At 62.4% G+C, this 25,193-nt stretch carries 22 protein-coding genes; 13 read left to right on the top strand and 9 right to left on the bottom strand.

Annotated elements, in window-relative coordinates; all coding sequences use genetic code 11:
- Positions 1–41: 41 nt before the first annotated feature.
- Positions 42–332, top strand: coding sequence for a hypothetical protein (locus ACFY9W_RS18905; RefSeq protein ID WP_183673451.1), 291 nt, complete (start codon positions 42–44; stop codon positions 330–332).
- Between the two features lie 113 nt (positions 333–445).
- Positions 446–1,423, top strand: coding sequence for a L,D-transpeptidase family protein (locus tag ACFY9W_RS18910; protein ID WP_391132972.1), 978 nt, complete (start codon positions 446–448; stop codon positions 1,421–1,423).
- A gap of 132 nt (positions 1,424–1,555) precedes the next feature.
- Here the strand turns inward: ACFY9W_RS18910 and oprI are convergent, their stop codons facing one another.
- Positions 1,556–1,807 (bottom strand): outer membrane lipoprotei OprI, encoded by a 252-nt coding sequence (gene oprI, locus ACFY9W_RS18915; protein WP_003259780.1) that lies wholly within the window; start codon positions 1,805–1,807, stop codon positions 1,556–1,558.
- A 506-nt stretch (positions 1,808–2,313) separates the two neighbouring features.
- Here oprI and ACFY9W_RS18920 point away from each other — a divergent pair.
- Complete coding sequence (locus ACFY9W_RS18920) at positions 2,314–2,595, top strand: GNAT family N-acetyltransferase (RefSeq protein ID WP_003250290.1); 282 nt, start codon at positions 2,314–2,316, stop codon at positions 2,593–2,595.
- A gap of 138 nt (positions 2,596–2,733) precedes the next feature.
- On the opposite strand, the gene ACFY9W_RS18925 is transcribed toward ACFY9W_RS18920, so the two are convergent.
- Positions 2,734–3,810, bottom strand: a complete 1,077-nt coding sequence (locus tag ACFY9W_RS18925; protein WP_391132976.1) for a 3-deoxy-7-phosphoheptulonate synthase — start codon at positions 3,808–3,810, stop codon at positions 2,734–2,736.
- Between the two features lie 233 nt (positions 3,811–4,043).
- Here ACFY9W_RS18925 and ACFY9W_RS18930 point away from each other — a divergent pair, with 233 nt between their 5' ends.
- The 3 genes from ACFY9W_RS18930 (at position 4,044) to cysB (ending at position 6,709) form a co-directional block, all read left to right on the top strand.
- Positions 4,044–4,991 (top strand): putative 2-dehydropantoate 2-reductase, encoded by a 948-nt coding sequence (locus ACFY9W_RS18930; protein WP_391132979.1) that lies wholly within the window; start codon positions 4,044–4,046, stop codon positions 4,989–4,991.
- A gap of 117 nt (positions 4,992–5,108) precedes the next feature.
- Entirely contained in the window at positions 5,109–5,606 is a 498-nt protein-coding gene (locus ACFY9W_RS18935; protein ID WP_391132982.1) for a universal stress protein, read from the top strand.
- A 128-nt stretch (positions 5,607–5,734) separates the two neighbouring features.
- The gene (gene cysB / locus ACFY9W_RS18940; protein ID WP_010953293.1) at positions 5,735–6,709 is read left to right on the top strand and encodes an HTH-type transcriptional regulator CysB; all 975 of its coding nucleotides are present in this window, start codon (positions 5,735–5,737) and stop codon (positions 6,707–6,709) included.
- Positions 6,710–6,845: 136 nt separating this feature from the next.
- Here cysB and ACFY9W_RS18945 read toward each other — a convergent pair whose 3' ends face one another.
- The 5 genes from ACFY9W_RS18945 to ACFY9W_RS18965 form a co-directional block, all read right to left on the bottom strand.
- Entirely contained in the window at positions 6,846–7,580 is a 735-nt protein-coding gene (locus ACFY9W_RS18945) for a phosphoadenylyl-sulfate reductase (protein WP_391132986.1), read from the bottom strand.
- 79 nt (positions 7,581–7,659) lie between these two features.
- Positions 7,660–9,003 (bottom strand): aminodeoxychorismate synthase component I, encoded by a 1,344-nt coding sequence (pabB, locus tag ACFY9W_RS18950; protein ID WP_391132989.1) that lies wholly within the window; start codon positions 9,001–9,003, stop codon positions 7,660–7,662.
- A 222-nt stretch (positions 9,004–9,225) separates the two neighbouring features.
- A complete protein-coding gene (locus ACFY9W_RS18955) occupies positions 9,226–10,206 on the bottom strand; it encodes an alpha-L-glutamate ligase-like protein (protein ID WP_391132992.1) in 981 nt (326 codons plus the stop codon).
- Positions 10,206–11,741, bottom strand: coding sequence for a UUP1 family membrane protein (locus tag ACFY9W_RS18960; protein WP_391132995.1), 1,536 nt, complete (start codon positions 11,739–11,741; stop codon positions 10,206–10,208). The genes ACFY9W_RS18955 and ACFY9W_RS18960 overlap by 1 nt, the downstream gene beginning before the upstream one ends.
- 5 nt (positions 11,742–11,746) lie before the next feature.
- Positions 11,747–12,283 (bottom strand): ATP-dependent zinc protease, encoded by a 537-nt coding sequence (locus ACFY9W_RS18965; RefSeq protein ID WP_016485910.1) that lies wholly within the window; start codon positions 12,281–12,283, stop codon positions 11,747–11,749.
- Positions 12,284–12,577: 294 nt separating this feature from the next.
- Here ACFY9W_RS18965 and ACFY9W_RS18970 point away from each other — a divergent pair, with 294 nt between their 5' ends.
- From ACFY9W_RS18970 to prpD, 6 genes are all read left to right on the top strand, one after another.
- A complete protein-coding gene (locus tag ACFY9W_RS18970; RefSeq protein ID WP_391132998.1) occupies positions 12,578–13,294 on the top strand; it encodes an FCD domain-containing protein in 717 nt (238 codons plus the stop codon).
- Complete coding sequence (gene prpB / locus ACFY9W_RS18975; RefSeq protein ID WP_016485912.1) at positions 13,291–14,181, top strand: methylisocitrate lyase; 891 nt, start codon at positions 13,291–13,293, stop codon at positions 14,179–14,181. The genes ACFY9W_RS18970 and prpB overlap by 4 nt, the downstream gene beginning before the upstream one ends.
- 58 nt (positions 14,182–14,239) lie before the next feature.
- Positions 14,240–15,367 (top strand): 2-methylcitrate synthase, encoded by a 1,128-nt coding sequence (gene prpC / locus ACFY9W_RS18980; RefSeq protein ID WP_391133002.1) that lies wholly within the window; start codon positions 14,240–14,242, stop codon positions 15,365–15,367.
- Positions 15,368–15,529: 162 nt separating this feature from the next.
- Entirely contained in the window at positions 15,530–18,118 is a 2,589-nt protein-coding gene (gene acnD / locus ACFY9W_RS18985; protein ID WP_391133092.1) for a Fe/S-dependent 2-methylisocitrate dehydratase AcnD, read from the top strand.
- Between the two features lie 163 nt (positions 18,119–18,281).
- Entirely contained in the window at positions 18,282–19,472 is a 1,191-nt protein-coding gene (gene prpF, locus ACFY9W_RS18990; RefSeq protein ID WP_391133005.1) for a 2-methylaconitate cis-trans isomerase PrpF, read from the top strand.
- 171 nt (positions 19,473–19,643) lie between these two features.
- Positions 19,644–21,128: a 2-methylcitrate dehydratase gene (gene prpD / locus ACFY9W_RS18995; protein ID WP_391133008.1), complete on the top strand. Its 1,485-nt coding sequence runs from the start codon at positions 19,644–19,646 to the stop codon at positions 21,126–21,128.
- 187 nt (positions 21,129–21,315) lie between these two features.
- On the opposite strand, the gene acnB is transcribed toward prpD, so the two are convergent.
- On the bottom strand, positions 21,316–23,925 hold the full coding sequence (acnB, locus tag ACFY9W_RS19000; protein WP_391133095.1) for a bifunctional aconitate hydratase 2/2-methylisocitrate dehydratase: 2,610 nt from the start codon (positions 23,923–23,925) through the stop codon (positions 21,316–21,318).
- A 405-nt stretch (positions 23,926–24,330) separates the two neighbouring features.
- Here acnB and ACFY9W_RS19005 point away from each other — a divergent pair, with 405 nt between their 5' ends.
- The gene (locus ACFY9W_RS19005) at positions 24,331–24,813 is read left to right on the top strand and encodes a DUF1289 domain-containing protein (RefSeq protein WP_391133011.1); all 483 of its coding nucleotides are present in this window, start codon (positions 24,331–24,333) and stop codon (positions 24,811–24,813) included.
- Positions 24,814–24,823: 10 nt separating this feature from the next.
- Here ACFY9W_RS19005 and queD read toward each other — a convergent pair whose 3' ends face one another.
- On the bottom strand, positions 24,824–25,180 hold the full coding sequence (queD, locus tag ACFY9W_RS19010) for a 6-carboxytetrahydropterin synthase QueD (RefSeq protein ID WP_043202104.1): 357 nt from the start codon (positions 25,178–25,180) through the stop codon (positions 24,824–24,826).
- Positions 25,181–25,193 lie beyond the last annotated feature (13 nt).

Genomic DNA, 25,193 nt, shown 5'->3' on the forward strand with positions numbered 1-25,193 from the left:
GCTTTCGGCTAATGTTGCGCCCCCCGTTTCGAGTGCCCCCGATGCCGCGCCCCGCCTGGTCCCTGTATGCCTACCAATTGATCGAGCCCGATGAGCAGCTCGACTTGTTCGCTTGCCAGGAAATCCGCGTCCACCTGGTGGCCCGACAGCTTGAACTGGGCGTGCCGGTAGACCGCACCTTGTGCGGCGGCCTGCTGCCTGCGCAGCCGCGCTGGTCGGCCGTGCCGCGTGCCATCTACCGTGACAACCGCCTGTGCGACCTGTGCCGTGCCATCCTCGATGCCCAGCGGCGGGGCATGCGCCCGGTCTGGCCAGAGCTGCAGGCCAGCTGAACGGCAAGCACCTTTCATCATCTGAAACGCTTGTATGGCGCCAATGCCTCCCGCTTGCATCGGCGCGGGTGTACAATCGATCCTCTTGACCCACCTTTCGAAGGATTTACCGGATGTTGCCGCGCTTTCCTGCCGTCACCCGTAGCCTGTCCCTGGCCGCCCTGCTGGTAGCGGGCCCCGCTGCTGCGCTGGAGCTGCCACTGCCACCGCCCGGTGAAGACATCGTTGGCCAGGTGCATGCGATCAAGGCAAAGTACGAGGACACGTTCGCCGATATCGGCACCGCCAACGACCTCGGCTACCTGGAAATGATTGCCGCCAACCCGGGTGTCGACCCCTGGCTGCCGGGCGCAGGTACCGAGATAGTCCTTCCGACCCGTTACATTCTGCCGCCGGGCCCGCGCGAAGGCATCGTCATCAACCTGGCCGAGTACCGCATGTACTACTTCCCGAAAGGGCAGAACGTAGTGCACACCTTCCCGTTGGGGATTGGCCGTGAGGGTTGGGGTTCGCCGATTGCCAATACCAAGATCACCGCCAAGACGCCAAACCCGACCTGGACGCCGCCTGCTTCCATCCGCAAGGAGCACGCAGCGGACGGTGACATCCTGCCAGCCGTGGTGCCGGCCGGCCCGGACAACCCGCTGGGGCCGTTCAAGTTCACCCTGGGCGTGCCGGGCTACCTGATCCATGGGTCGAACAAGAAGTTCGGCATTGGCATGCGTACCAGCCACGGTTGCTTCCGCATGCTCAACAACAACGTGCTGGAACTGTCGAAAATGGTGCCGGTGGGTACTCCGGTACGCATCATCAATGAGCCATACAAGTTCGGTATCAGTGGCGGCAAGGTGTACCTGGAAGCACACACGCCGCTGGACGATCAAGGCAACCCGTCGGTGGTGGACAAACACACTGCCGTAATCAATGCCTTGCTCAAGCGTGAAGACCTGGCCAACAACCTGCGCATGAACTGGGACATGGTGCGTGACGTGGTGGCTGCAGAAGATGGCATGCCGGTCGAGATTGCCGTGCCAGTGGAAAACCAGGGCGGTGCGCCGATGGTGACGAGCATTCCACCCGAACTGCAGTAAGGCATTTGCGACACACCCAGGCCCGCCTTAGTGCGGGCCTTTTCGTTCTTGCCGGGCGCGTCTGTCTTGTTTGCGGGCAATAAAAAAGCCGACCCACAAGTGGGTCGGCTTCTCAACAATCCGTGAGGATTATTACTTGCGGCTGGCTTTGTCCAGCATACGCAGAGCGCGCTCGTTGGCTTCGTCAGCGGTCTGCTGAGCCTTCTGAGCGGCTGCCAGTGCGTCGTCAGCCTTACGGTAGGCTTCGTCAGCACGAGCTTGAGCGCGAGCTGCTGCGTCTTCAGTCGCAGTCAGACGAGCTTCGGTTTCTTTGGATACGCTGCTGCAACCGGTAGCCAGAACTGCGGCCAGAGCCAGAGCAGAGAATTTCAGAACGTTGTTCATCGTGTTCCCCTTCAAGGACTTTCTATTAAATAGCCATCTCTCAGGAAAGAGAAACTGGCCGGCGTACATAGTACCCATTACTTGTAGTAAGTAAACTGACTGAGCGCAAGAACTGCAAAAAAAATGTTGCTTGACGCCTTGCCGACAAGATTTGCGACGCGTGTGTGAAAAAAATGTGCAGGGAGCGCAAGCGATTGTAGTACAGGAACTTTTTTGTTGAACTAACAGTGACTTTAACTGTCCTTCGACGTCTTAAGCCCTACAACATCCGGCCGCTGTTGAACCTGCAGGGAAGAGTCGTTTTCTGTGCGTTTTCGCCTTTTTTAGCCGCCACCACCTTGAGCAATCCCGTTTGCGGCGCCTACTATCTTGTGAGTGCCATGGGATCCGAACGATTGCAATCGTCCAGTGGTCGAAGGGGCAACAGGTGGCATAGGGAATCTGTGCCGGATAAACCACCATCGGTTAAGGTATGGGTCTGCCGATAAGACCTGCGAGGAGTAGTGATGAGCGAAGCGCTGACCATCCACCATGACCAGGCCGGTCATCAGTTCGAGACCAACGTGGACGGTCATCGTGCCTATTTGACGTACATGGATCTGGGCAAGCAGACGCTGGACATCTATCGCACCTTCGTGCCCAACGCCTTGCGGGGCCGCGGGATTGCTGCTGCATTGACCGAGCGGGCGCTGGAGTACGCTGAACAGATGGGGTACACGGTGATACCTTCCTGTTCGTATGTGGAACGCTACATGGAGCGCCAGCAGCGGCATTCGAGCAAGGCCTGAATCGGTAAATAAAGAGCGGGGCCGCTACGCACCCCATCGCCGGCAAGCCAGCTCCCACATTCAAGCGTTTCGCTGTACATGTGGGAGCTGGCTTGCCGGCGATGGGGCGCGAAGCGGCCCCGCTTTTTGTTACATCAGCTAACCGCGCTTACGCTGCGGCAGCACATCCTTCAGCTTGGCGTGCATGCTGCGCAGGGTTTTCTCGGTCGCGGACCAGTCGATGCAAGAATCGGTGATCGAAACGCCGTACTGCAATTCGTTGAGGTCTTTCGGAATCGACTGGCAGCCCCAGTTCAGGTGGCTTTCCACCATCAGGCCGATAATCGACTGGTTGCCCTCGAGGATCTGGTTGGCAACGTTCTCCATCACCAGCGGTTGCAGGGCCGGGTCCTTGTTGGAGTTGGCGTGGCTGCAATCGACCATGATGTTGGCCTTGATCCTGGCCTTCGCCAGGTCCTGCTCGCACAGGGCGACGCTGACCGAGTCGTAGTTAGGCTTGCCATTGCCGCCGCGCAGAACCACGTGGCCGTAAGGGTTGCCCTTGGTGGTGACGATCGACACACCGCCTTCCTGGTTGATGCCGAGGAAGCGGTGAGGCTTGGACACCGACTGCAGGGCGTTGATGGCAACGGTCAGGCCGCCATCGGTGCCGTTCTTGAAACCGACTGCCGAGGACAGGCCCGAGGCCATTTCGCGGTGGGTTTGCGATTCGGTGGTGCGGGCGCCAATGGCCGACCAGCTGATCAGGTCCTGCAGGTACTGCGGCGAAATCGGGTCGAGTGCTTCGGTGGCGGTCGGCAGGCCCATTTCGGCCAGGTCCAGCAGCAACTGACGGCCGATGTGCAGGCCATCCTGGATCTTGAACGAGTCATCCAGGTACGGGTCGTTGATCAGGCCTTTCCAGCCGACGGTGGTGCGTGGCTTTTCGAAGTACACACGCATGACCAGGTACAGCGTATCGGACACTTCTTCGGCCAGCACCTTCAGGCGCTCGGCGTATTCGTGGGCGGCCTTGATGTCGTGGATGGAGCAAGGGCCGACCACGACAAACAGGCGATGGTCCTTGCCGTCGAGAATATTGCGCACCACTTCACGGCCAGCAGTCACGGTCTGCAGGGCCTTGGCGCTGAGGGGGATTTCCTTTTTGAGCTGATCGGGGGTGATCAGGGTCTCGTTGGAGGCAACGTTCAAGTCATCGATCGGTAAATCAGCCATCGTGTTACTCGTCAGGTCACGGGTGCCGGCCGCCAACTATCCCCGTGCGGCCCAGCAGCAAGAATAATCGCAGCGGGGAGCCGAACCTTAGCGCGTTACGGGTGGCGCGACAATGGGCGGCACTTCTGTCAGCCCGCTGTTTTCCCTGCACCTGTGGTGCTTTTGCGCCCGTGGGCTACCTGGCGGCGTGCAACCTGTGTAAAAAAGAGGGCTCACATCAACTGGAGATCGGCATGCACACGCCTACACGACGCATCGGCATCATCGGCAGCGGCGCCATTGGTGGTTTTTATGGTTTGATGCTGGCGCGGGCCGGTTTCGATGTGCATTTTCTGCTGCGCAGCGAATACGAGGTTGTGCGTGAGCAGGGGCTGGCGGTGGAAAGTGCCGTGCATGGCGCGCTGCAGATGAAGGTGCAGGCCTATGCCGATGCCGGCGACATGCCGCCTTGCGACTGGTTGCTGGTCGGCGCCAAGGCCACCAGTAACGACCAGTTGGCGCCGCTGATCGTGCAGGCCGCTGCGCCCGGCGCCAAGGTGGTACTGCTGCAGAACGGCCTGGGCGTGGAAGCGCAACTGCGCCCGGCCTTGCGCAGCGACATGCACCTGCTCGGTGGCCTTTGCTTCATCTGTGTCAACCGCCATGCGCCGGGTGTGGTCCGCCACCAGGCACTGGGCGCGGTCAACCTGGGTTACCACAGTGGTCCGGCCAGTGATGGCGGCGCCGAGGTGGTCCGTGAAGGTGCGGGTCTGTTCGAGGCCGCGGGGATCGATTCGCAGGCCATGCCGAACCTGGAGTTGGCGCGCTGGCAGAAACTGGTGTGGAACGTGCCCTATAACGGCCTGTCGGTACTGCTGGCGGCCAGCACCACGCCGCTGATGGCGAACAGTCACAGCCGGGACCTGATCCAGGCGTTGATGGCAGAGGTGGTACAAGGTGCTGCCGCGTGTGGTCACGTGTTGCCCGAGGGCTATGCCGAGCATCTGTTCCAGGTGACCGAGCGCATGCCTGACTACTGGCCAAGCATGTATCACGACTATGCCCTGATGCGCCCGCTGGAGCTGCAGGCTATCTATGCCGAGCCGCTGGCGCGTGCGCGTGCGGCAGGCCTGCATTTGCCGCGTATGGAAATGCTGTACCAGGCACTGGGTTTCCTCGATAGCAGCGATCGGCCCCGCTGAGGGCACCTCTTGTCGGCCCTCCAGCCCACGCCAGCAGCGCGCCGGACGGCAAAGCGTGCGTCCGGCCCGCTGCTAAGCTGAAGCTTGCTCTGCCGCTGCGGCAGTCGAGGAGGTCGAATGATCCGCTCCATGCTGTACGCCACCGACCTCGGTGTCTACGCACCCTTTGTGATGCAACACGCGCTGGCCCTGGCGCGTACGTTCAGTGCCGAGCTATATGTGATCCACGCGGTGGAGCCAATGGGGCAATTCGCCGAATCCCTCCTGCAAAGCTACCTTGATGAACAGACGCTCGACCAGTTGCACAGCCAGGGTGTCAACACGGTCATGGCCAACATCGAGCAGCGCGTGCTGGAAAATTTTCGTGATGAGCTGGGCGAGGAGGCCGACCTGGCGGTGATCAAGGCGGTGCGGGTACGCCAGGGCGACCCTGCGCAGGTGATCCTTGAACAGGCGCAGCGACTGAGCGTCGACCTGTTGATTTTCGGTAGCCACAGCGCCGGAGCGGGCGTGGATGTGCCCCTGGGGCGCACGGCGGTACGGCTGCTGCAACTGTCGCCGGTGCCGGTGTACATGGTGCCTTTGGCGCAGCACCTGGGGCGTAGGAAAACATGAAGATTGGCGTAGGCCATTTCCGGGGGCATGTAACAAAATAGTTCTAGATTTATTTCCAGAACCACTAATATAGTTATATATCGTCGCTGCCTGCTGCCGCGGACTCATCGCTGAACCGAGGGGAATCTATGAAGCTTCAACAACTGCGCTACATCTGGGAAGTGGCGCACCATGACCTCAACGTCTCCGCGACGGCGCAGAGCCTGTATACCTCCCAGCCGGGTATCAGCAAGCAGATCCGCCTGCTCGAAGATGAGCTGGGTGTTGAAGTTTTTGCCCGCAGTGGCAAGCACCTGACCCGTGTCACACCGGCCGGTGAGCGCATCATCAATACCGCCGGCGAAATCCTGCGCAAGGTCGAAAGCATCAAGCAGATTGCCCAGGAATTCTCCAACGAGAAGAAGGGTACGTTGTCCATCGCCACCACCCACACCCAGGCGCGCTATGCCTTGCCGCCGGTGATCAGCAGCTTCATCAAGCAGTACCCGGAAGTGTCCCTGCACATGCACCAGGGTTCGCCCATGCAGATCGCCGAGATGGCAGCAGATGGCACGGTAGACTTCGCCATCGCCACCGAGGCGCTGGAGCTGTTCGGCGACCTGATCATGATGCCGTGCTACAAGTGGAACCGGTGCGTGGTTGTGCCGCAAGGTCACCCGCTGGCCAAGCTGCCGAAGCTGACCCTGGAAGCGGTTGCCGAATACCCGATCGTTACCTACGTGTTCGGTTTCACCGGGCGCTCGAAGCTGGACGAAGCCTTCAACCACCGCGGCCTCACGCCAAAAGTGGTGTTCACCGCGGCAGATGCCGACGTCATCAAGACTTATGTGCGCCTGGGGCTGGGTGTGGGGATCGTCGCGGGTATGGCCGTGGATGCCAAGCTCGACAGCGACCTGGTGGCCCTGGATGCCAGTGAGCTGTTCGAAGCCAGCATCACCAAGATCGGCTTCCGCCGTGGCACGTTCCTGCGTGGCTTCATGTGCGACTTCATCGAGAAGTTCGCCCCGCACCTGACCCGCGAAGTGATGGCCAAGGCCATTCAGTGCCATAACAAGCAAGAGTTGGAAGAGCTGTTCGAAGGGGTCGAACTGCCCGTGCACTGATTCAGGATTGTCGGGGCCGCTTTGCGGCCCATCGCCGGCAAGCCAGCTCCCACAGGTTTACCGTTACCTTAAGACTGGTGATATTCCTGTGGGAGCTGGCTTGCCGGCGATGGGGCGCGCAGCGGCCCCGACAATCTCAAGCCTTGCTGATCAGGTTGCCCGCGTGCAACCCGCATTCTTTCTGCGTCGACTCTTCCCACCACCAACGCCCTTCACGTTCATGCTGGTTCGGCAGTACCGGCCGGGTGCAAGGTTCGCAGCCAATGCTGATGAAGCCGCGCTCATGCAGGCTGTTGTACGGCAGCTCCAGCATGCGGATATAACCCCACACTTCCGCGCTGCTCATTTGTGCCAGCGGGTTGAACTTGTACAGGGTACGCTCGGGCGTGGAAAATGCGCCGTCGATTTCCAGTGCCGCCACCTGGCTGCGGGTGCCCGGGCTCTGGTCGCGGCGTTGGCCAGTGGCCCATGCGCTCACGGTGGCAAGTTTGCGGCGCAGCGGCTCGATCTTGCGGATGCCGCAGCACTCGCCGTGGCCGTCCTTGTAGAAGCTGAACAGGCCCTTTTCCTTCACGAACGGGTCGAGTTTGTCACGGTCTGGGCTGAGGATTTCAATCGGCAGGTTGTACTGTTCCCGCACCTGGTCGATGAACCGGTAGGTCTCCGGGTGCAGGCGACCGGTGTCGAGGCTGAACACCTTGACTTGCTTGTTCAGCTTCCAGGCCATGTCGACCAGCACCACGTCCTCGGCGCCGCTGAAGGAGATCCACAGGTCATCACCAAAATGCTCGAAGGCGAGCTTGAGAATGTCCTGCGGGGACTTGTTGGCATAGGTCGCGGCCAGGGCGGCGACGTCGAAGGGTTGGCTCATCAGGCGGTTTCCATCTTGGCTGTGGCGCTGTGCGCTCGTAGTAAGGTGATGGTAACAAAAAAACGCGGGCTAGACGGACTCACAAGCCCTGCAAGGTCTCCATCAGTACCCGCACTTTGGCGATCGACTCTTCATATTCGGCCTGCCACTCGGAGTCGGCCACCACCGCGCCGCCGCCCCAGCAACTGACCTGGCCGTCCTTGACCAGCAGGCTGCGAATGGCAATCGAACTGTCCATTTCCCCGCGCACGTCCACATACAGCAGCGAGCCGCAGTACAGTGCCCGGCGTGCGGGTTCCAGTTCGTCGATGATCTGCATGGCGCGGATCTTCGGCGCGCCCGTGATCGAGCCGCCAGGGAAGCTGTCGCCGATCAGGTCCAGCGCATCCTTGTCGCTGGCCAGCTTACCGGTGACGCTGCTGACCAGGTGGTGCACGTTGGGGTAGCTTTCCAGGCTGAACAGCTCCGGTACCCTCACCGAACCGATCTGACAGGTGCGCCCGAGGTCGTTGCGCAGCAGGTCGACGATCATCAGGTTTTCCGAGCGATCCTTGGGGCTGCACAGCAGCTCATTGGCATTGCGCTGGTCTTCAAGCGGGTCGCTGGCGCGCGGGCGGGTGCCCTTGATCGGCCGTGTTTCCACCTGGCCTTGGCTGACACGGATGAAACGCTCGGGCGAAAAGCTCAGCAGGGCGCTGCCATCGGCCAGTTGCTGGTAACCGGAAAACGGCGTAGGGCAGGCCTGGCGCAGCGCCTGGTAGGCTCGCCACGGGTCGCCCTGGCAGGGGGCGCGGAAGCGTTGAGTCAGGTTGATCTGGTAGCAGTCGCCGGCCTGGATGTAGCGTTGTACCTGGTTGAAAGCGGCTTTGTACTGTTCAGGGCGCAGATCGCCGGCCATTGGGGCGAGCAGCTGGAAACCGCCGGTTGCGGTGTTGCTACCGCCTTCGAACAGGCTGATCAGGCGCTCTCGCTCCTCGCTTGGCAGGCTTGGGTGAAAGACTAGCTGGCTGGTGCCGTGCTGGTGGTCGCTGACCATTGCCCAGGCATACAGCCCCAGCTGCGCATCGGGCAGGCCCAGGTCGTCCACCGCCTGGCTTGGCAGGTGTTCCAGGCGGCGGCCGAAGTCGTAGCTCAGGTAGCCGATCAGGCCGCCGGCGAAGGGCAGCTCTACGCCCTCGGGCACGTCGGCATGGCCCAGTTGTGCCAGGCTGGCGCGCAGGCGCTGGAGGAATGCGCGGCCGTCTTCATCGGCTTGTGCTTGCAGCTGTTGCAGTGGCCAGGCGCTGAGCAGGTCAAAGCGACCGCGCTCGGCACCGGGGCGGGCGCTGTCGAGCAGGATCGCGCCGGGGGCCTGGCGTAGGCGGGCGAAATAGGCAGCAGGGTCGGGCTGGTAAGGCAGGGCGTGCAGCGTACAGGTCGGCATCAGTGTGGACGGCGATGTAAAAGCGAGGAGGGCGATTGTAGACCTGTGTAGGAAAAGCGCCTAGCACTGGGCGCGACATTCAACATTACGTTTAATGCAGGGGCCGCTTTGCGGCCCATCGCCGGCAAGCCAGCTCCCACAGGGACCGCGCGATCTTGAGAGATGCACTACACCTGTGGGAGCTGGCTTGCCGGCGATGGGCTGCGCAGCAGCCTCGCTATTTCAGCGGTTGGGCACGTGCCCGAACAACCCTTGCGCTACCCGAACGCGCTGTTCGGCATCTTCGGTAATACCATCCTTGGCCAGCGCTTCGATGTGTGCCTCGATGGCGTGGGTGCGCTGGGTCAGGCCGCAGTCGTTGGCAATCTGGATGTTCAGGCCCGGGCGGGCGTTGAGCTCCAGAATCAGCGGGCCTTTCTCCTGGTCCAGCACCATGTCCACGCCAATGTAGCCCAGCCCGCACAGTTCATAGCAGCCGGCAGCCAGCTTCATGAAACCGTCCCAGTTCGGCAACTGCACGCCGTCCACGGCGTTGGTGGTGTCCGGGTGCTTGCTGATGATGTTGTTCAGCCAGGTGCCGCGCAGGGTCACACCGGTGGCGAGGTCTACGCCCACGCCAATAGCGCCCTGGTGCAGGTTGGCCTTGCCGCCCGACTGGCGGGTCGGCAAGCGCAGCATGGCCATGACCGGGTAGCCCATCAGCACAATGATGCGGATGTCCGGCACGCCTTCGTAGCTGATGCTCTTGAAGATCTGGTCAGGCGTGACCCGGTACTCGATCAGCGCACGGTCGCGGTGGCCGCCCAGTGAGTACAGGCCGGTGAGGATGCTCGAGATCTGGTGCTCGATTTCCTCGTGGCTGATGATCTTGCCCGACACCGTGCGGTAGCGGTCCTCGAAGCGGTCGGCAATCACCAGAATGCCGTCACCGCCAGCGCCTTGCGCCGGCTTGATGACGAAATCGCTGCGCCCGCCAATGATCTGGTCGAGCTTCTCGATTTCTTTCTCGGTTTCGATGATGCCGTACATTTCCGGCACATGGATACCGGCCGCCAGGGCGCGCTCCTTGGTGATGATCTTGTCGTCGACAATCGGGTACAAGTGGCGCTTGTTGTACTTCAACACGTAGTCCGCGTTGCGCCGGTTGATACCCATGATGCCCCGGGCCTCCAGGGCTTTCCACGTCTTGATCAGGCCAAACATCAGGCGTCAGCCTTCTTCAGGAATGCCTTGAAGCGCACGAGCTCGGTCAGGCGGTAGCCACGGTAGCGGCCCATTGCCAGCATGAAGCCCACCAGAATCAACAGCACGGCCGGGAAGGTGAACACGAAGTACACCAGCTCCGGCACCATCATCAGCAGGTGCGCCAGGGAGGCGGCGAACAGCGTGCCGATGGCCACTTTCATGGCATGGCCACCACCACGTTCTTCCCAGGTGATCGACAGGCGCTCGATGGTCATGGTCAGGATCACCATCGGGAACAGTGCCACCGACAACCCGCGCTCAAGGCCCAGCTTGTGGCTGAACAGGCTGATGGCGGCGATAAGCACCACGACGAAGGTCAGCACCACCGATAGCCGCGGCAGCATCTGCAACTTGAGGTGTTCCAGGTACGAGCGCAGTGACAGGCCCAATGCCGTGATCACCGTGAACAGCACGATCCCGAAGCCCAGCTGGGTCTCGCGGAAGGCCAGGGCGATCAGCACCGGGGTGAAGGTACCCAGGGTCTGCAGGCCGATCAGGTTGCGCAATACCAGGATCACCAGCACGCCGATCGGGATCATCACCATGATCATGAAGGTTTGCTGGGTTTGCAGCGGCAGGCTGTACAGCGAGTACTCAAGGAAGTCGGCGTCGGTGTTCTCGTCGGTCAGCTTGGCCAGGCGGATGGCGTTCATCTCGCTGTTGTTCATGCTGAAGGTGACATTGGCTTTCTTGCCGCCGTCGACGGTGATCAGGTTGTCATCACCGGTCCACCACAGCAGGCGGTCGCTAGGCAGGCCTTGTTCGCCGGTGTCCGGGTTGAAGTACAGCCAGTCGTTACCGTTGAAGCTACGCAGCCACAGTTCCGGGGTTTGCGGGGTGTCGGCCACCAGGCGGATGGTGTGCACCTTCTCCATCGGTACGTGGGCAATCGACAGCAGCAGGTCGATGACCTGGGCCTTCTTCATCGGCGAAGTGTCACCGGCGAGCAGCAGCTTGACGTTGTCGTCGTTGAGGTTGTTGACCCGCTTGATGGTCTCGCTGACAAACGTCTCGACGTCGGCCGAATGCTGGCGGATGGGTGCCATCAGCGCTTCGGCGGCGATTTTCTCGGGGCCTTCGATGGCCAGGCTGTCACGGAAGGTCGGGCCTTTTACCGTGGTTTTTTCGTTGCTGTAGCGCTTGGTCAGTACCAGGCGGTAGTAGAGGGTCTGGTTGCCGTTGGCGCGGCGGGCCGACCAGGTCACCTTGCGGTTGCCATCGGCACGGTTGACGCTGACCCCGTAGTTGTTGGAGATGAAGCTCTCGTTGAGGCTGACGTAGTCGCGGTTCAGCGGCGGCACGAACATCTGGATCTTCACCGGATCCTTGGTGCTGGCCACGAACTCGACCTTGGCGTCGATGTTCCACAGGTCGTCGGTTTCATCCTCGGTCACCGGGATGCCGAGGAAGAAGATCTGATAAGCCGTGACCGCCACGCCCAGTAGCACCAGTACGGTGATCAGGACTTTCAGATGGAGGGTAAGAGAGCGCATCGGGATTACTCTGCTTTGGGAGCGTCGGTGGCACAGGCAGGTTTGCCGGCCGCGTATTTAAGGCTTGGGTCGACCAGCGCATCGAAGTGCTTGAGCGCCTCGGAGCCGATAAGCAGCGGGAACTGGAAGGCGCTGCGGTCGGTGAGGTTGACTTCGATGGTGCGCATGGCCTGGCCCATGCAGATTTCAAGTTCGATGACCGGGCGGGCCGTGTAGGCCTTGCCTGACTCTGCATCGTAGTCGCCGGCCCGGCGCTTGATCTTGCTCACGCGTGCCAGTGGGCGTTCGATCGGGTGCGAGTGGGCGGCATCGATGGCCAGGTAGAAGCGCACCCAGCTTTCGCCGTTGCGCTTGAACCGTTTGATATCGCGGGCGCTGAGCGACGCGGTCTTGGCACCGGTGTCGAGCTTGGCGGCCACTTCCAGGTCCAGGTCGCCCAGGCGGGCATATTCGTTGAGACCGTACACGGTCTTGCCCGCCGCTTGGCCAAGGGCCGGCAGCAGGGTGAGGCATAGCAGCAATAAAACGGGTGTAAGTCTCATATTCCTGGCGCGGTACTGTGCAAGGTTCGGGGCAAGGCGACTGGCAACTACTGCGCAAGCTTCCTCGTTCATCTGTCAACAAGCATGAATGGATGACAGACAGGCTATCCATACTCCATCGGAGGCGCGGCATTCTATCACGCCGACGTCTTGACGCCAGCGGTGCGCGATCTGACAGCGACGGGGTAGGGTTAGTTCGTTCTTAGACGATTGTCGACAATATTCATTTTGTCTTTGACTGGAACGCCTTGATTCGCTAATTTCTGGCGTATTGATTTTCAAGGTGTCGACAATATGCAAGACCTTTCCACCCCCAGCCCGGTACAGGCAGACGAAACGGAAACCTTGTCCGAAAACGTCTTCCGGCGTATCCAGGCGGCCATCGTCAAGGGTGAAATCGCCCCCGGCAGCAAGATTTCCGAGCCGGAGCTGGCGCGCACCTATGGCATCAGCCGCGGGCCGCTGCGCGAGGCCATCCACCGCCTCGAAGGCCAGCGCCTGCTGGTGCGCGTGCCGCATGTTGGGGCGCGCGTGGTTTCGCTGAACCACGCCGAGCTGATCGAGCTGTACGAAATCCGCGAGTCGCTGGAAGGGATGGCCTGCCGCCTGGCGGCCGAACGCATGAGCCAGGCCGATATCGACGAGCTGCGCCGGGTGCTCGACACCCACGAGCGGGATGCCGCATTCCAGGCTGGCCTGGGGTATTACCAGCAGGAAGGCGACTACGACTTCCATTACCGGATCATCCAGGGCAGCGGCAACCAGACCCTGGTCAAGATGCTGTGCGGCGAACTGTACCAATTGGTGCGCATGTACCGCATCCAGTTCTCTGCCACGCCCAACCGGCCACGCCAGGCCTTTGCCGAGCATCACCGCATTCTCGATGCTATCGCCGACCGTGACGGCGAGCTGGCCGAACTTCTGATGCGCCGCCACATCGGCGCATCCAGGCGCAATATCGAGCGTCACTATCTGGACGCCCACAACAACAGCCCACGAGGTGAGAAATGACTGTGAAGAGCACCCCCGGCCAGCGCTTTCGCGACGCCGTTGCCGCTGAACACCCGCTGCAAGTGGTTGGCGCCATCAATGCCAACCACGCCCTGCTGGCCAAGCGCGCCGGCTTCAAGGCCATCTACCTGTCTGGTGGCGGCGTGGCCGCTGGCTCGCTGGGCCTGCCGGACCTGGGCATCACTGGCCTGGACGACGTGCTCACCGATGTGCGCCGTATCACTGATGTGTGCGATGTGCCGTTGCTGGTGGATGTCGACACCGGCTTTGGTGCGTCAGCCTTCAACGTCGCCCGCACCGTGCGCTCGATGAGCAAGTTCGGCGCTGCCGCGATCCATATCGAGGACCAGGTTGGCGCCAAACGCTGTGGCCACCGCCCCAACAAGGAAATCGTCAGCCAGCAGGAAATGGTCGACCGCATCAAGGCCGCCGTCGATGCCCGCAGCGACGACAGCTTTGTGATCATGGCACGTACCGACGCCCTGGCCGTCGAAGGCCTGAACGCTGCCCTTGATCGCGCCGAGGCGTGCATCGAGGCTGGCGCCGACATGATCTTCCCGGAAGCCATCACCGAACTGCAGATGTACAAGACGTTCGCTGATCGGGTGAAGGCACCGATTCTGGCCAACATCACCGAATTCGGCGCCACGCCGTTGTACACCACCGAAGAGCTGGCCTCGGTCGATGTTTCGTTGGTGCTGTACCCGCTGTCGGCGTTCCGCGCCATGAACAAGGCGGCCGAAAACGTCTACACCGCGCTGCGCCGCGACGGCACGCAAAAGAACGTGATCGACACCATGCAGACCCGCATGGAGCTCTACGATGCCATTGGCTACCACGCCTTCGAGCAGAGCCTCGACGCGCTGTTTGCCCAGAAAAAGGGCTGAGCAACACCCTGAATTAGCCAGAAAAAATCCATAACAAATTCAAGAAAGGAGAAACACCATGGCCGAAGCGAAAGTACTCAGTGGCGCAGGCCTGCGCGGTCAGGTGGCCGGCCAGACCGCACTGTCGACTGTGGGCCAGGCCGGTGCCGGGCTCACCTACCGCGGTTACGACGTGCGCGACCTGGCAGCCGGTGCCGAATTCGAGGAGGTCGCTTACCTGCTGCTGTACGGCGAGCTGCCAACCCAGGCCGAACTGGCAGACTACAAGCGCAAGCTCAAGGGCCTGCGTGACCTGCCGCAAGCGCTGAAGGAAGTGCTGGAACGCATCCCGCGTGACGCCCACCCGATGGACGTGATGCGCACCGGTTGCTCGGTGCTGGGCACCCTGGAGCCAGAGCTGACGTTCGAAGCCCAGCGCGACAAGACTGACCGCTTGCTGGCGCTGTTCCCGGCCGTGATGTGCTACTGGTACCGCTTCACCCATGACGGTGTGCGCATCGATTGCACCAGCGACGAAGACACCCTTGGCGGCCATTTCCTGCACCTGCTGCACGGCAAGAAGCCAAGCGCGCTGCACGTCAAGGTCATGAACGTGTCGCTGATCCTGTACGCCGAGCATGAGTTCAACGCCTCTACCTTCACCGCCCGCGTCTGCGCCTCGACCCTGTCCGACCTGTACTCCTGCGTCACCGCCGCCATCGGCTCGCTGCGCGGCCCGCTGCACGGGGGTGCCAACGAAGCGGCAATGGAGCTGATCGAGCGCTTCCAGAGCCCGCAGGACGCCACCGCCGAGCTGCTGCGCATGCTGGAACGCAAGGACAAGATCATGGGCTTTGGCCATGCCATCTACAAAGAGTCCGACCCGCGCAACGAGGTGATCAAGGGCTGGTCGAAGCAGTTGGCCGACGAAGTGGGCGACACGGTGCTGTACCCGGTGTCCGAAGCCATCGACAAAACCATGTGGGAGCAGAAGCGCCTGTTCCCCAACGCCGACTTCTACCATGCCTCGGCGTATCACTTCATGGGCATCCCGACCAAGCTGTTCACCCCGATCTTCGTTTGCTCGCGCCTGACCGGCTGGGCGGCGCACGTGTTCGAGCAGCGCGCCAACAACCGCATCATCCGCCCGAGCGCCGAGTATGTCGGCGTCGAACAGCGCCAGTTCGTGCCGATCGAGCAGCGCTGAATAGATATAGAGAGGCAACCCGTTTCCCCTGTGGGAGCGGGCGTGCCCGCGAATGCGTCCGTACTGGCAACCGTTTTGCACCTGCTGACGCATTCGCGGGCACGCCCGCTCCCACAGGGCCGGCGAAACCTTCCGAACCCTGTGACCGAGCCTGATTCCATGATGAACACTGCATACCGCAAGCACCTGCCAGGCACTGACCTGGACTACTTCGATGCCCGTGCGGCGGTCGAGGCGATCAAGCCTGGCGCCTACGACGGCCTGCCATACACCTCCCGCGTGCTCGCCGAAAACCTCGTGCGCCGCTGTGACCCGGCCACCCTCAATGCCTCGCTGGGCCAGCTGATCGAGCGCCAGCGCGACCTCGACTTCCCGTGGTTCCCGGCCCGCGTGGTGTGCCACGACATCCTCGGCCAGACAGCGCTGGTCGACCTTGCCGGCCTGCGTGACGCCATTGCCGACAAAGGCGGTGACCCGGCCGCCGTCAACCCGGTGGTGCCGGTGCAGCTGATCGTCGACCACTCGCTGGCCGTCGAGTGTGGTGGTTTCGACCCACAGGCGTTCGAAAAGAACCGTGCCATCGAGGATCGCCGCAACGAAGACCGTTTTCACTTCATCAACTGGACCAAGAAGGCGTTCAAGAACGTCGACGTGATCCAGCCGGGCAACGGCATCATGCACCAGATCAACCTGGAGAAGATGTCGCCGGTCATCCACAACGACCGCGGCGTGGCCTACCCGGACACTTGCGTCGGCACTGACAGCCACACCCCGCATGTCGACGCCTTGGGCGTGATCGCCATCGGCGTCGGCGGCCTGGAAGCCGAAAACGTGATGCTCGGCCGCGCCTCGTGGATGCGCCTGCCGGAAATCGTCGGCGTCGAGCTGACCGGCAAGCTGGCGCCGAACATCACCGCCACCGACCTAGTGCTGGCCCTGACCGAGTTCCTGCGTAAACAGAAAGTCGTCGGCGCGTACCTGGAGTTTCACGGCGAGGGTGCCCGCGCCCTGACCCTGGGCGACCGCGCCACCATCTCCAACATGGCCCCGGAATACGGCGCCACTGCAGCGATGTTCGCCATCGACCAGCAGACCATCGACTACCTGCGCCTGACCGGCCGTGAAGAGCAGCAGGTCAAGCTGGTGGAAACCTACGCCAAGGCTACCGGCCTGTGGGCCGACAGCCTGAGCGGCGCCGTCTATGAGCGCACCCTGAGCTTCGACCTGTCGAGCGTGGTGCGCAACATGGCAGGCCCGTCCAACCCGCATGCACGCGTCGCCACCAGCGACCTGGCCGCCAAAGGCATTGCCGGCAACTGGCAAGATGTGCCGGGGCAGATGCCTGACGGTGCCGTGATCATTGCCGCCATCACCAGCTGCACCAACACCAGTAACCCGCGCAACGTAATTGCCGCCGGCCTCATCGCGCGTAATGCCAACAAGCTGGGCCTGGCCCGCAAGCCGTGGGTCAAGTCATCGCTGGCACCGGGCTCCAAGGCCGTGCAGCTGTACCTGCAAGAGGCCGGCCTGGAGAAGGAGCTGGAGCAGCTCGGTTTTGGCATCGTCGCCTTCGCCTGCACCACTTGCAACGGCATGTCGGGCGCACTCGACCCGGCCATTCAGCAAGAGATCATCGACCGCGACCTGTACGCCACTGCCGTGCTGTCGGGCAACCGCAACTTCGACGGGCGTATCCACCCTTACGCCAAGCAGGCGTTCCTGGCTTCGCCGCCACTGGTGGTGGCCTACGCCATCGCCGGTACCATCCGCTTCGACATCGAGAAGGATGTGCTGGGCGTGGTCGATGGCAAGGAAATCCGCCTCAAGGACATCTGGCCCAGCGATGAAGAAATCGACGCCGTGGTGCGTGCTGCGGTCAAGCCAGAGCAGTTCCGCAAGGTGTACATCCCGATGTTCGCCATCGAGGAAGACCGTGGGCCGAAGGTGGCGCCGCTGTACGAATGGCGCCCGATGAGCACCTACATCCGTCGCCCGCCGTATTGGGAAGGTGCCCTGGCCGGTGAACGCACCCTGCGCGGCATGCGCCCGCTGGCGGTGCTGCCGGACAACATCACCACCGACCACCTGTCGCCGTCCAACGCCATCATGCTCGACAGTGCTGCCGGCGAATACCTGGCAAAAATGGGCTTGCCGGAAGAGGACTTCAACTCCTACGCCACCCACCGTGGCGACCACTTGACCGCCCAGCGCGCCACCTTCGCCAACCCCAAGCTGTTCAACGAAATGGTGCGCAAGGACGACGGCAGCGTGAAGCAGGGGTCGCTTGCGCGTATCGAGCCAGAAGGCAAGGTCACCCGCATGTGGGAGGCGATCGAGACGTACATGGAGCGCAAGCAGCCGCTGATCATCGTTGCTGGCGCCGACTACGGTCAGGGTTCGTCCCGCGACTGGGCCGCCAAGGGAGTGCGCCTGGCAGGTGTCGAGGCTATCGTTGCCGAAGGCTTCGAGCGCATTCACCGCACCAACCTGGTGGGCATGGGCGTGCTGCCGCTGGAGTTCAAGCCGGGCACCGACCGCAAGACCCTGGGCCTGGACGGTAGCGAGACCTACGACGTGCTGGGTGCGCGCACGCCAAGGGCGACCTTGACCCTGGTGGTTACCCGTAGCAATGGCGAGCGCCTGGAAGTGCCGGTGACCTGCCGCCTGGACACCGCCGAGGAAGTATCGATCTACGAGGCGGGAGGGGTGTTGCAGCGCTTTGCCCAGGACTTCCTCGAGGCGACCCCCTAATCATAAGCGCGGGGGCCGCTTTGCGGCCCATCGCCGGCAAGCCAGCTCCCACAGGGGCCGCATGGGCCTCAGGATCCCTGCGATCCCTGTGGGAGCTGGCTTGCCGGCGATGGGCTGCACAGCAGCCCCGGGGTTCATGCATTTCAGACAGGACAGCAGAGCAATGGCACACGCACCTCAAGTAAAAATCCCCGCCACCTACATCCGTGGCGGCACCAGCAAAGGCGTGTTCTTCCGCCTGCAAGACCTGCCCGAGCAGGCGCAAATCCCCGGCCCGGCGCGCGATGCCCTGCTGCTGCGGGTAATCGGTAGCCCCGACCCCTATGGCAAGCAGATCGACGGCATGGGCGGCGCCACTTCCAGCACCAGCAAGACCGTGATCCTGTCGCCAAGCACCAAGCCCGAACACGATGTTGACTACCTGTTCGGCCAGGTCAGCATCGACAAGGCCTTCGTCGACTGGAGCGGCAACTGCGGCAACCTGTCGGCTGCCGTGGGTTCGTTCGCCATCAGCAGCGGCCTGGTCGACCCGGCGCGTATTCCGCAAAACGGCGTTGCCACCGTGCGCATCTGGCAGGCGAACATCGGCAAGACCATCATCGCCCATGTGCCGATTACCGAAGGTGAAGTGCAGGAAACCGGCGATTTCGAGCTGGACGGGGTGACTTTCCCTGCGGCCGAGGTGCAACTTGAGTTCCTCGACCCGGCGGCAGACGAAGACGGCGACGGCGGTTCGATGTTCCCGACCGGTAACCTGGTCGATGACCTGGAGGTGCCGGGTGTGGGTACCTTCAAGGCGACCCTGATCAATGCCGGTATTCCGACCATCTTCGTCAATGCAGCAGACATCGGTTACACCGGTGCCGAACTGCAGGACGCGATCAACGGCGACCCACAGGCGCTGCTGCGTTTCGAGACCATTCGCGCCTATGGTGCGGTGCGCATGGGGCTGATCGACAATGTCGACCAGGCTGCCGGGCGTCAGCACACGCCAAAAGTGGCATTCGTCGCGCCGCCGAGCACCTACACTGCGTCCAGTGGCAAGGCGGTGCAGGCGGGCGATATCGACCTGCTGGTGCGGGCCTTGTCCATGGGCAAACTGCACCATGCGATGATGGGTACGGCTGCGGTGGCAATTGGCACTGCGGCGGCCATTCCGGGCACGTTGGTCAACCTCGCTGCGGGTGGGGGCGAGCGCAGCGCCGTGCGTTTCGGCCACCCCTCGGGCACCTTGCGCGTCGGGGCCGAGGCGCGCCAGGTGAATGGTGAGTGGACAGTGACCAAGGCAATCATGAGCCGCAGTGCTCGCGTGCTGATGGAGGGCTGGGTTCGCGTACCTGGCGATAGCTTCTAACGCACCACTGGCGCTCGGCTTTCGTTCGTTGGGGCCGCTTTGCGGCCCTTCGCGGGCTTGCCCGCTCCCACAGGGTAACCACAGATTCTGAATGCTGTGGTGTACCTGTGGGAGCGGGCAGGCCCGCGAAGGGCTGCAGCGCAGCCCCGGCAATTCTGAAGGGAGCTGGATATGAGCGCCAACGTGGACCTCAACGACCGCCCGGACTACGACCGGGTGCTGCAAACCCTGGCCGACTACGCCCTCGGCTACCGGGTCGATTCCGCCGAAGCCCTGGACACCGCACGCAACTGCCTGATGGACACCCTCGGTTGCGGCCTGCTGGCCCTGCGCTTCCCCGAATGTACCAAACTGCTCGGCCCCCAGGTGGAAGGCACGCTGGTCCCCAATGGTGCCCGGGTCCCCGGCACCGCTTACCGCCTCGACCCGGTCAAGGCAGCCTGGGACATCGGTTGCACCGTGCGCTGGCTGGACTACAACGACACCTGGCTGGCTGCCGAATGGGCGCACCCCTCGGACAACCTCGGCGGCATCCTGGCCGTTGCCGATCACCTGTCCCAGAAGCGCATTGCTGCGGGAGAAGCGCCGCTGCTGATGCGTGATGTGCTCGAAGCCATGGTCATGGCCCATGAGATCCAGGGCGTGCTGGCGCTGGAGAACTCGTTCAACCGCGTTGGCCTCGACCACGTGATTCTGGTGAAGGTGGCCTCGACTGCCGTGTGCGCCAGGCTGATGGGGGCCAACCGCGAGCAGATGCTCTCTGCCTTGTCGCACGCCTTCGTCGACGGCCAGGCCCTGCGCACTTACCGGCACGCGCCAAACGCCGGCTCGCGCAAATCCTGGGCCGCTGGCGATGCGTCCAGCCGCGGTGTGCGCCTGGCCGATATCGCCCTGCGCGGCGAGATGGGCGTGCCGGGCGTGCTCACGGCGCCGCAGTGGGGCTTCTACGACGTATCGTTCAGCCACACCAACAAGGACCTGGCGCTCAAGCCTGCCGGGCAGTATGAGCTGCGCCTGCCCCAGGCCCTGGGCAGCTACGTGATGGAAAACGTGCTGTTCAAGGTCAGTTTTCCTGCCGAGTTCCATGCCCAGACTGCCTGCGAGGCGGCGGTCACCCTGCATCCGCGGGTGCGCAACCGCCTGCATGAAATCGATCGCATCGTCATTACCACCCAGGAGTCGGCGATCCGCATCATTTCCAAGAGCGGCCCGCTGGCCAATGCGGCTGACCGTGACCACTGCTTGCAGTACATGGTGGCGGTGCCGTTGATCTTTGGGCACCTGGTGGCGGAGCACTATGAAGATGCGTTCCATGCCAACCACCCCAGCATCGACCGCCTGCGCGAGAAAATGGAAGTGGTGGAAGACCCGCGCTTCAGCCGTGAATACCTGGAAGCGGACAAGCGTTCGATCGCCAACGCGTTGCAGGTGTTCTTCAAGGACGGCAGCAGTACCGAGCAGGTGGTGGTGGAATACCCGATCGGGCATCGGCGGCGGCGGGAGGAGGGGATTCCGTTGCTGGAGGCCAAGTTCAGGGCCAACCTGGCGACGCGGTTTGCGCGGCAGCGCTGTCAGCAGATTCTTGAACTGTGCAAGGACCAGCAACAGCTGGAGCAGATGGCAGTGCACAGATTTGTGGAGTTGTTTGTGATTTGAGGTTGCCAGTGCCGGCCTCTTCGCGGGCTTGCCCGCTCCCACAGGTTCTCCGCAGGCCGTGACTGTGTGGTGTGTCTGTGGGAGCGGGCAAGCCCGCGAAGAGGCCGGAACAGCAGACACAAAAAAGCCCCGGCATCGCTGCCGGGGCTTATTCTTGTAGCTTGCAGCTTACAACTTGCTGCTTAGCTTACGCCTGAACCACCGGGATCTTGGCGTTGGCTGCCGCTTCGCGGAACTCGGCGATCTGGTCGAAGCTCAGGTAGCGGTAAACGTCGGCAGCCATGCTGTCGATGTCTTTCGCGTACTGCATGTACTCTTCGACAGTCGGCAGCTTGCCGATGATCGAAGCGACAGCAGCCAGTTCGGCCGATGCCAGGTACACGTTGGTGGCGTCGCCCAGACGGTTCGGGAAGTTACGGGTCGAGGTGGAAACCACGGTCGAACCGGTCTGCACACGTGCCTGGTTACCCATGCACAGCGAGCAGCCTGGCATTTCCATGCGCGCACCGGCCTTGCCGTAGATGCCGTAGTAGCCTTCTTCGGTCAGCTGGTGAGCATCCATCTTGGTTGGCGGGGCCAGCCACAGGCGGGTCGGGATACCGCCCTTGACCTTGTCCAGCAGCTTGCCGGCAGCGCGGAAGTGGCCGATGTTGGTCATGCACGAACCAATGAACACTTCGTCGATCTTCTCGCCCTGTACCGAAGACAGCAGGCGGGCATCGTCCGGGTCGTTCGGCGCGCAGAGCACAGGCTCCTTGACGTCGGCCAGGTCGATTTCGATGATTTCGGCGTACTCGGCATCAGCGTCAGCCGACAGCAGCTCAGGGTTGGCCAGCCAGGCTTCCATGGCCTGGGCGCGACGCTCCAGGGTACGTGGGTCGCCGTAGCCTTCGCCGATCATCCAGCGCAGCAGGGTGATGTTGGACTGCAGGTACTCGGCAATGGCCTTCTCTGGCAGCTTGATGGTGCAACCGGCAGCGGAACGCTCGGCCGAGGCGTCGGACAGCTCGAAAGCTTGCTCGACGGTCAGTTCGTCCAGGCCTTCGATTTCCAGGATGCGGCCGGAGAAGGCGTTTTTCTTGCCTTTCTTCTCGACGGTCAGCAGGCCTTTCTGGATGGCGTAGTAAGGGATGGCATGAACCAGGTCACGCAGGGTGATGCCCGGTTGCAGTTTGCCCTTGAAGCGCACCAGGATCGACTCTGGCATGTCCAGCGGCATGACGCCGGTGGCGGCAGCGAAGGCCACCAGGCCGGAACCGGCCGGGAACGAGATGCCGATCGGGAAACGGGTGTGCGAGTCGCCACCGGTACCCACGGTGTCAGGCATCAGCATGCGGTTCAGCCAGCTGTGGATGATGCCGTCGCCTGGGCGCAGCGACACGCCGCCACGGGTGCGGATGAAGTCTGGCAGGGTGTGGTGGGTGGTGACGTCGATCGGCTTCGGATACGCCGCGGTGTGGCAGAACGACTGCATGACCAGGTCGGCGGAGAAGCCCAGGCACGCCAGGTCTTTCAGCTCGTCACGGGTCATCGGGCCAGTGGTGTCCTGGGAACCGACGGTGGTCATCTTCGGCTCGCAGTAGGCACCTGGGCGCACGCCCTGGCCTTCTGGCAGGCCGCAGGCACGGCCGACCATTTTCTGCGCCAAGGTGAAGCCCTTGCCGGAGTCGGCTGGCTGCTCTGGCTTCTTGAACAGGTCCGATGGGCCCTGGCCCAGCTCGGCGCGGGCTTTTTCGGTCAGGCCACGGCCGACGATCAGCGGGATACGGCCGCCAGCGCGCACTTCGTCCAGCAGTACTTCGGTTTTCAGTGCAAAGCTGGTGACCAGCTCGTCGCTGCCGTGACGGCGTACTTCACCTTTGAACGGATACACGTCGATGACGTCGCCCATGGCCAGGTTGGTGCAGTCGAATTCGATCGGCAGGGCGCCGGCGTCTTCCATGGTGTTGTAGAAGATCGGGGCGATCTTGGTGCCGAAGCAGAAGCCACCGGCGCGCTTGTTCGGCACGTACGGGATGTCGTCGCCGAAGAACCACAGTACCGAGTTGGTAGCGGATTTACGCGAGGAGCCGGTACCGACCACGTCACCTACATAGGCAACCGGGAAGCCCTTGGCCTTGACGGCTTCGATCTGGGCCAGCGGGCCGACCGAACCTGGCTGCGATGGCTCGATGCCGTCACGGGCCATTTTCAGCATGGCCAGGGCGTGCAGCGGGATGTCAGGGCGCGACCAGGCGTCCGGGGCAGGGGACAGGTCGTCGGTGTTGGTTTCGCCTGGCACCTTGAACACGGTCAGGGTGTACTTGTCGGCGATGGCCGGGCGCGAGGTGAACCACTCGCCGGCAGCCCAGGAATCCAGCACGGCCTTGGCGTGAACGTTGCCAGCCTTGGCTTTTTCGGCCACGTCATGGAAGGCATCGAACATCAGCAGGGTGTGCTTGAGCTGTTCGGCCGCGACGGCGCCCAGTTCGGCGTCATCCAGCAGTGCGACCAGCGTTTCGATGTTGTAGCCGCCCTGCATGGTGCCCAGCAGTTCGGCGGCGTGCTTGCGATCGATCAGTGGCGACTTGGCTTCGCCCTTGGCGATGGCAGAGAGGAAAGCGGCCTTGACGTAGGCAGCTTCGTCGACCCCTGGCGGTACGCGGTTGGTGATCAGGTCTACGAGGAAGGCTTCTTCGCCGGCCGGCGGGTTTTTCAGCAGCTCGACCAGGCCTGCAGTTTGTTCGGCGTTCAGCGGCTGGGGCACGATACCCAGGGCGGCACGCTCTTCGATGTGTTTGCGGTAGGCTTCAAGCACAGTTATTTCCCTCATCAGTGGTCCCTAAAGGGGGTCCGGGACGCTTATCCAGCATTCAATGCACCCATGCGCTGCCACGGCTTTGTGGGCCGCCCAGCCAGAGTCGCAAAGAATCCTTACAGAAGCTGCTTTCAAAGTTTTACGCCTGCAGAACGGGGAGCTGATGAGGGCTGGCACGGGCATGCGAGGGATGCATGGCCCGGGCCAACGCCGTTCTACCGGATTAACTGTGCTCGTGACGCTTTGAAAACAGCTTCCAACGGACATTGTTGCCTTGAAAAGGCGCATTGATTCTACGGCAAAAAAAGCGCGAAGGTAAGGCGCAGAAGATGACTTTAACGAGTGACCCTGGTTAGACAAAGGGCTAACATGGGCCGGTGTTCCACCGCCAAGCTGTTGTTTTTCATGTCCAACAAGTCCATCAAGACCCCTTGCGTCGGCCTGTGCTCCACGGTGTACGGAGACACGGTTTGCCGTGGCTGCAAGCGGTTTCACCACGAAGTGATCAACTGGAACGGGTACGACGACGACCAGAAACGCGCCGTGTGGCTGCGTCTGGAGCAGTTGCTGGTGCAGGTGATGATGGCCAAGCTGGAGGTGTTCGACAAAAGCCTGCTGCGCCAGCAGCTGGAGCAGCGTTCCATCCGCTTTGTCGAGCAGCAGTCGGAATATTGCTGGGCGTACCAGCTGATTGCCCGCGGGGCGCGGATGATCCGTGACCTGGAGGCCTACGGCATGGTGTTGCTGCCAGAGTTTCGCGGCTGGGAACTGCCGCAATTGCGCGATGCCATCGACCGCGAGTTCTTTCTGCTTTCAGAAGCCCATTACCAGCGCTACATCGCCCCCAGCTTCCTGCGCGATGCCATGGGCAGCACGCAGGGGCAGTGAGCCGGGTGAATCAGTCGCCGGTGTATTCACATCCGCTGGTGCAGGTTTCGTGGATGCGTACTTTCGACAACTCTGGCATCAGCGGCTTGACCTGTTCCCAGATCCATTTGGCGATCACTTCGCTGGTGGGGTTTTCCAGGCCAGGGATGTCGTTCAGGTAGTTGTGGTCCAGCTGCTCGTAGATCGGCTTGAAGATCGCCTTGACCTCGGCGAAGTCGCGGATCCAGCCAGTGTGCGGGTCCAGCGGGCCGGTCAGGTGCAGGCCGACCTTGAACGAGTGACCATGCAGGCGGCCGCATTTGTGCCCTTCGGGAACGTGGGGCAGGCGGTGGGCCGATTCGAATGTGAATTCCTTGAAGATTTCCACGCTGTCATAACTC

The sequence above is a fragment of the Pseudomonas sp. NPDC008258 genome (assembly GCF_042956345.1).
Taxonomy (GTDB): Bacteria; Pseudomonadota; Gammaproteobacteria; order Pseudomonadales; family Pseudomonadaceae; genus Aquipseudomonas.

Excerpts from the sequence above, each read along its gene's own strand:
- prpB (WP_016485912.1), top strand. The coding sequence starts at position 13,291 with ATGACTGTGAAGAGCACCCCCGGCCAGCGCTTTCGCGACGCCGTTGCC.
- ACFY9W_RS19005 (WP_391133011.1), top strand. The coding sequence starts at position 24,331 with ATGTCCAACAAGTCCATCAAGACCCCTTGCGTCGGCCTGTGCTCCACG.
- ACFY9W_RS18910 (WP_391132972.1), top strand. The coding sequence starts at position 446 with ATGTTGCCGCGCTTTCCTGCCGTCACCCGTAGCCTGTCCCTGGCCGCC.
- prpC (WP_391133002.1), top strand. The coding sequence starts at position 14,240 with ATGGCCGAAGCGAAAGTACTCAGTGGCGCAGGCCTGCGCGGTCAGGTG.
- prpF (WP_391133005.1), top strand. The coding sequence starts at position 18,282 with ATGGCACACGCACCTCAAGTAAAAATCCCCGCCACCTACATCCGTGGC.
- prpD (WP_391133008.1), top strand. The coding sequence starts at position 19,644 with ATGAGCGCCAACGTGGACCTCAACGACCGCCCGGACTACGACCGGGTG.
- ACFY9W_RS18960 (WP_391132995.1), bottom strand. The coding sequence starts at position 11,741 with ATGCGCTCTCTTACCCTCCATCTGAAAGTCCTGATCACCGTACTGGTG.
- pabB (WP_391132989.1), bottom strand. The coding sequence starts at position 9,003 with ATGCCGACCTGTACGCTGCACGCCCTGCCTTACCAGCCCGACCCTGCT.
- oprI (WP_003259780.1), bottom strand. The coding sequence starts at position 1,807 with ATGAACAACGTTCTGAAATTCTCTGCTCTGGCTCTGGCCGCAGTTCTG.
- ACFY9W_RS18955 (WP_391132992.1), bottom strand. The coding sequence starts at position 10,206 with ATGTTTGGCCTGATCAAGACGTGGAAAGCCCTGGAGGCCCGGGGCATC.
- ACFY9W_RS18905 (WP_183673451.1), top strand. The coding sequence starts at position 42 with ATGCCGCGCCCCGCCTGGTCCCTGTATGCCTACCAATTGATCGAGCCC.
- ACFY9W_RS18965 (WP_016485910.1), bottom strand. The coding sequence starts at position 12,283 with ATGAGACTTACACCCGTTTTATTGCTGCTATGCCTCACCCTGCTGCCG.
- ACFY9W_RS18930 (WP_391132979.1), top strand. The coding sequence starts at position 4,044 with ATGCACACGCCTACACGACGCATCGGCATCATCGGCAGCGGCGCCATT.
- ACFY9W_RS18945 (WP_391132986.1), bottom strand. The coding sequence starts at position 7,580 with ATGAGCCAACCCTTCGACGTCGCCGCCCTGGCCGCGACCTATGCCAAC.
- ACFY9W_RS18935 (WP_391132982.1), top strand. The coding sequence starts at position 5,109 with ATGATCCGCTCCATGCTGTACGCCACCGACCTCGGTGTCTACGCACCC.
- acnD (WP_391133092.1), top strand. The coding sequence starts at position 15,530 with ATGAACACTGCATACCGCAAGCACCTGCCAGGCACTGACCTGGACTAC.
- ACFY9W_RS18920 (WP_003250290.1), top strand. The coding sequence starts at position 2,314 with ATGAGCGAAGCGCTGACCATCCACCATGACCAGGCCGGTCATCAGTTC.
- ACFY9W_RS18925 (WP_391132976.1), bottom strand. The coding sequence starts at position 3,810 with ATGGCTGATTTACCGATCGATGACTTGAACGTTGCCTCCAACGAGACC.
- ACFY9W_RS18970 (WP_391132998.1), top strand. The coding sequence starts at position 12,578 with ATGCAAGACCTTTCCACCCCCAGCCCGGTACAGGCAGACGAAACGGAA.
- cysB (WP_010953293.1), top strand. The coding sequence starts at position 5,735 with ATGAAGCTTCAACAACTGCGCTACATCTGGGAAGTGGCGCACCATGAC.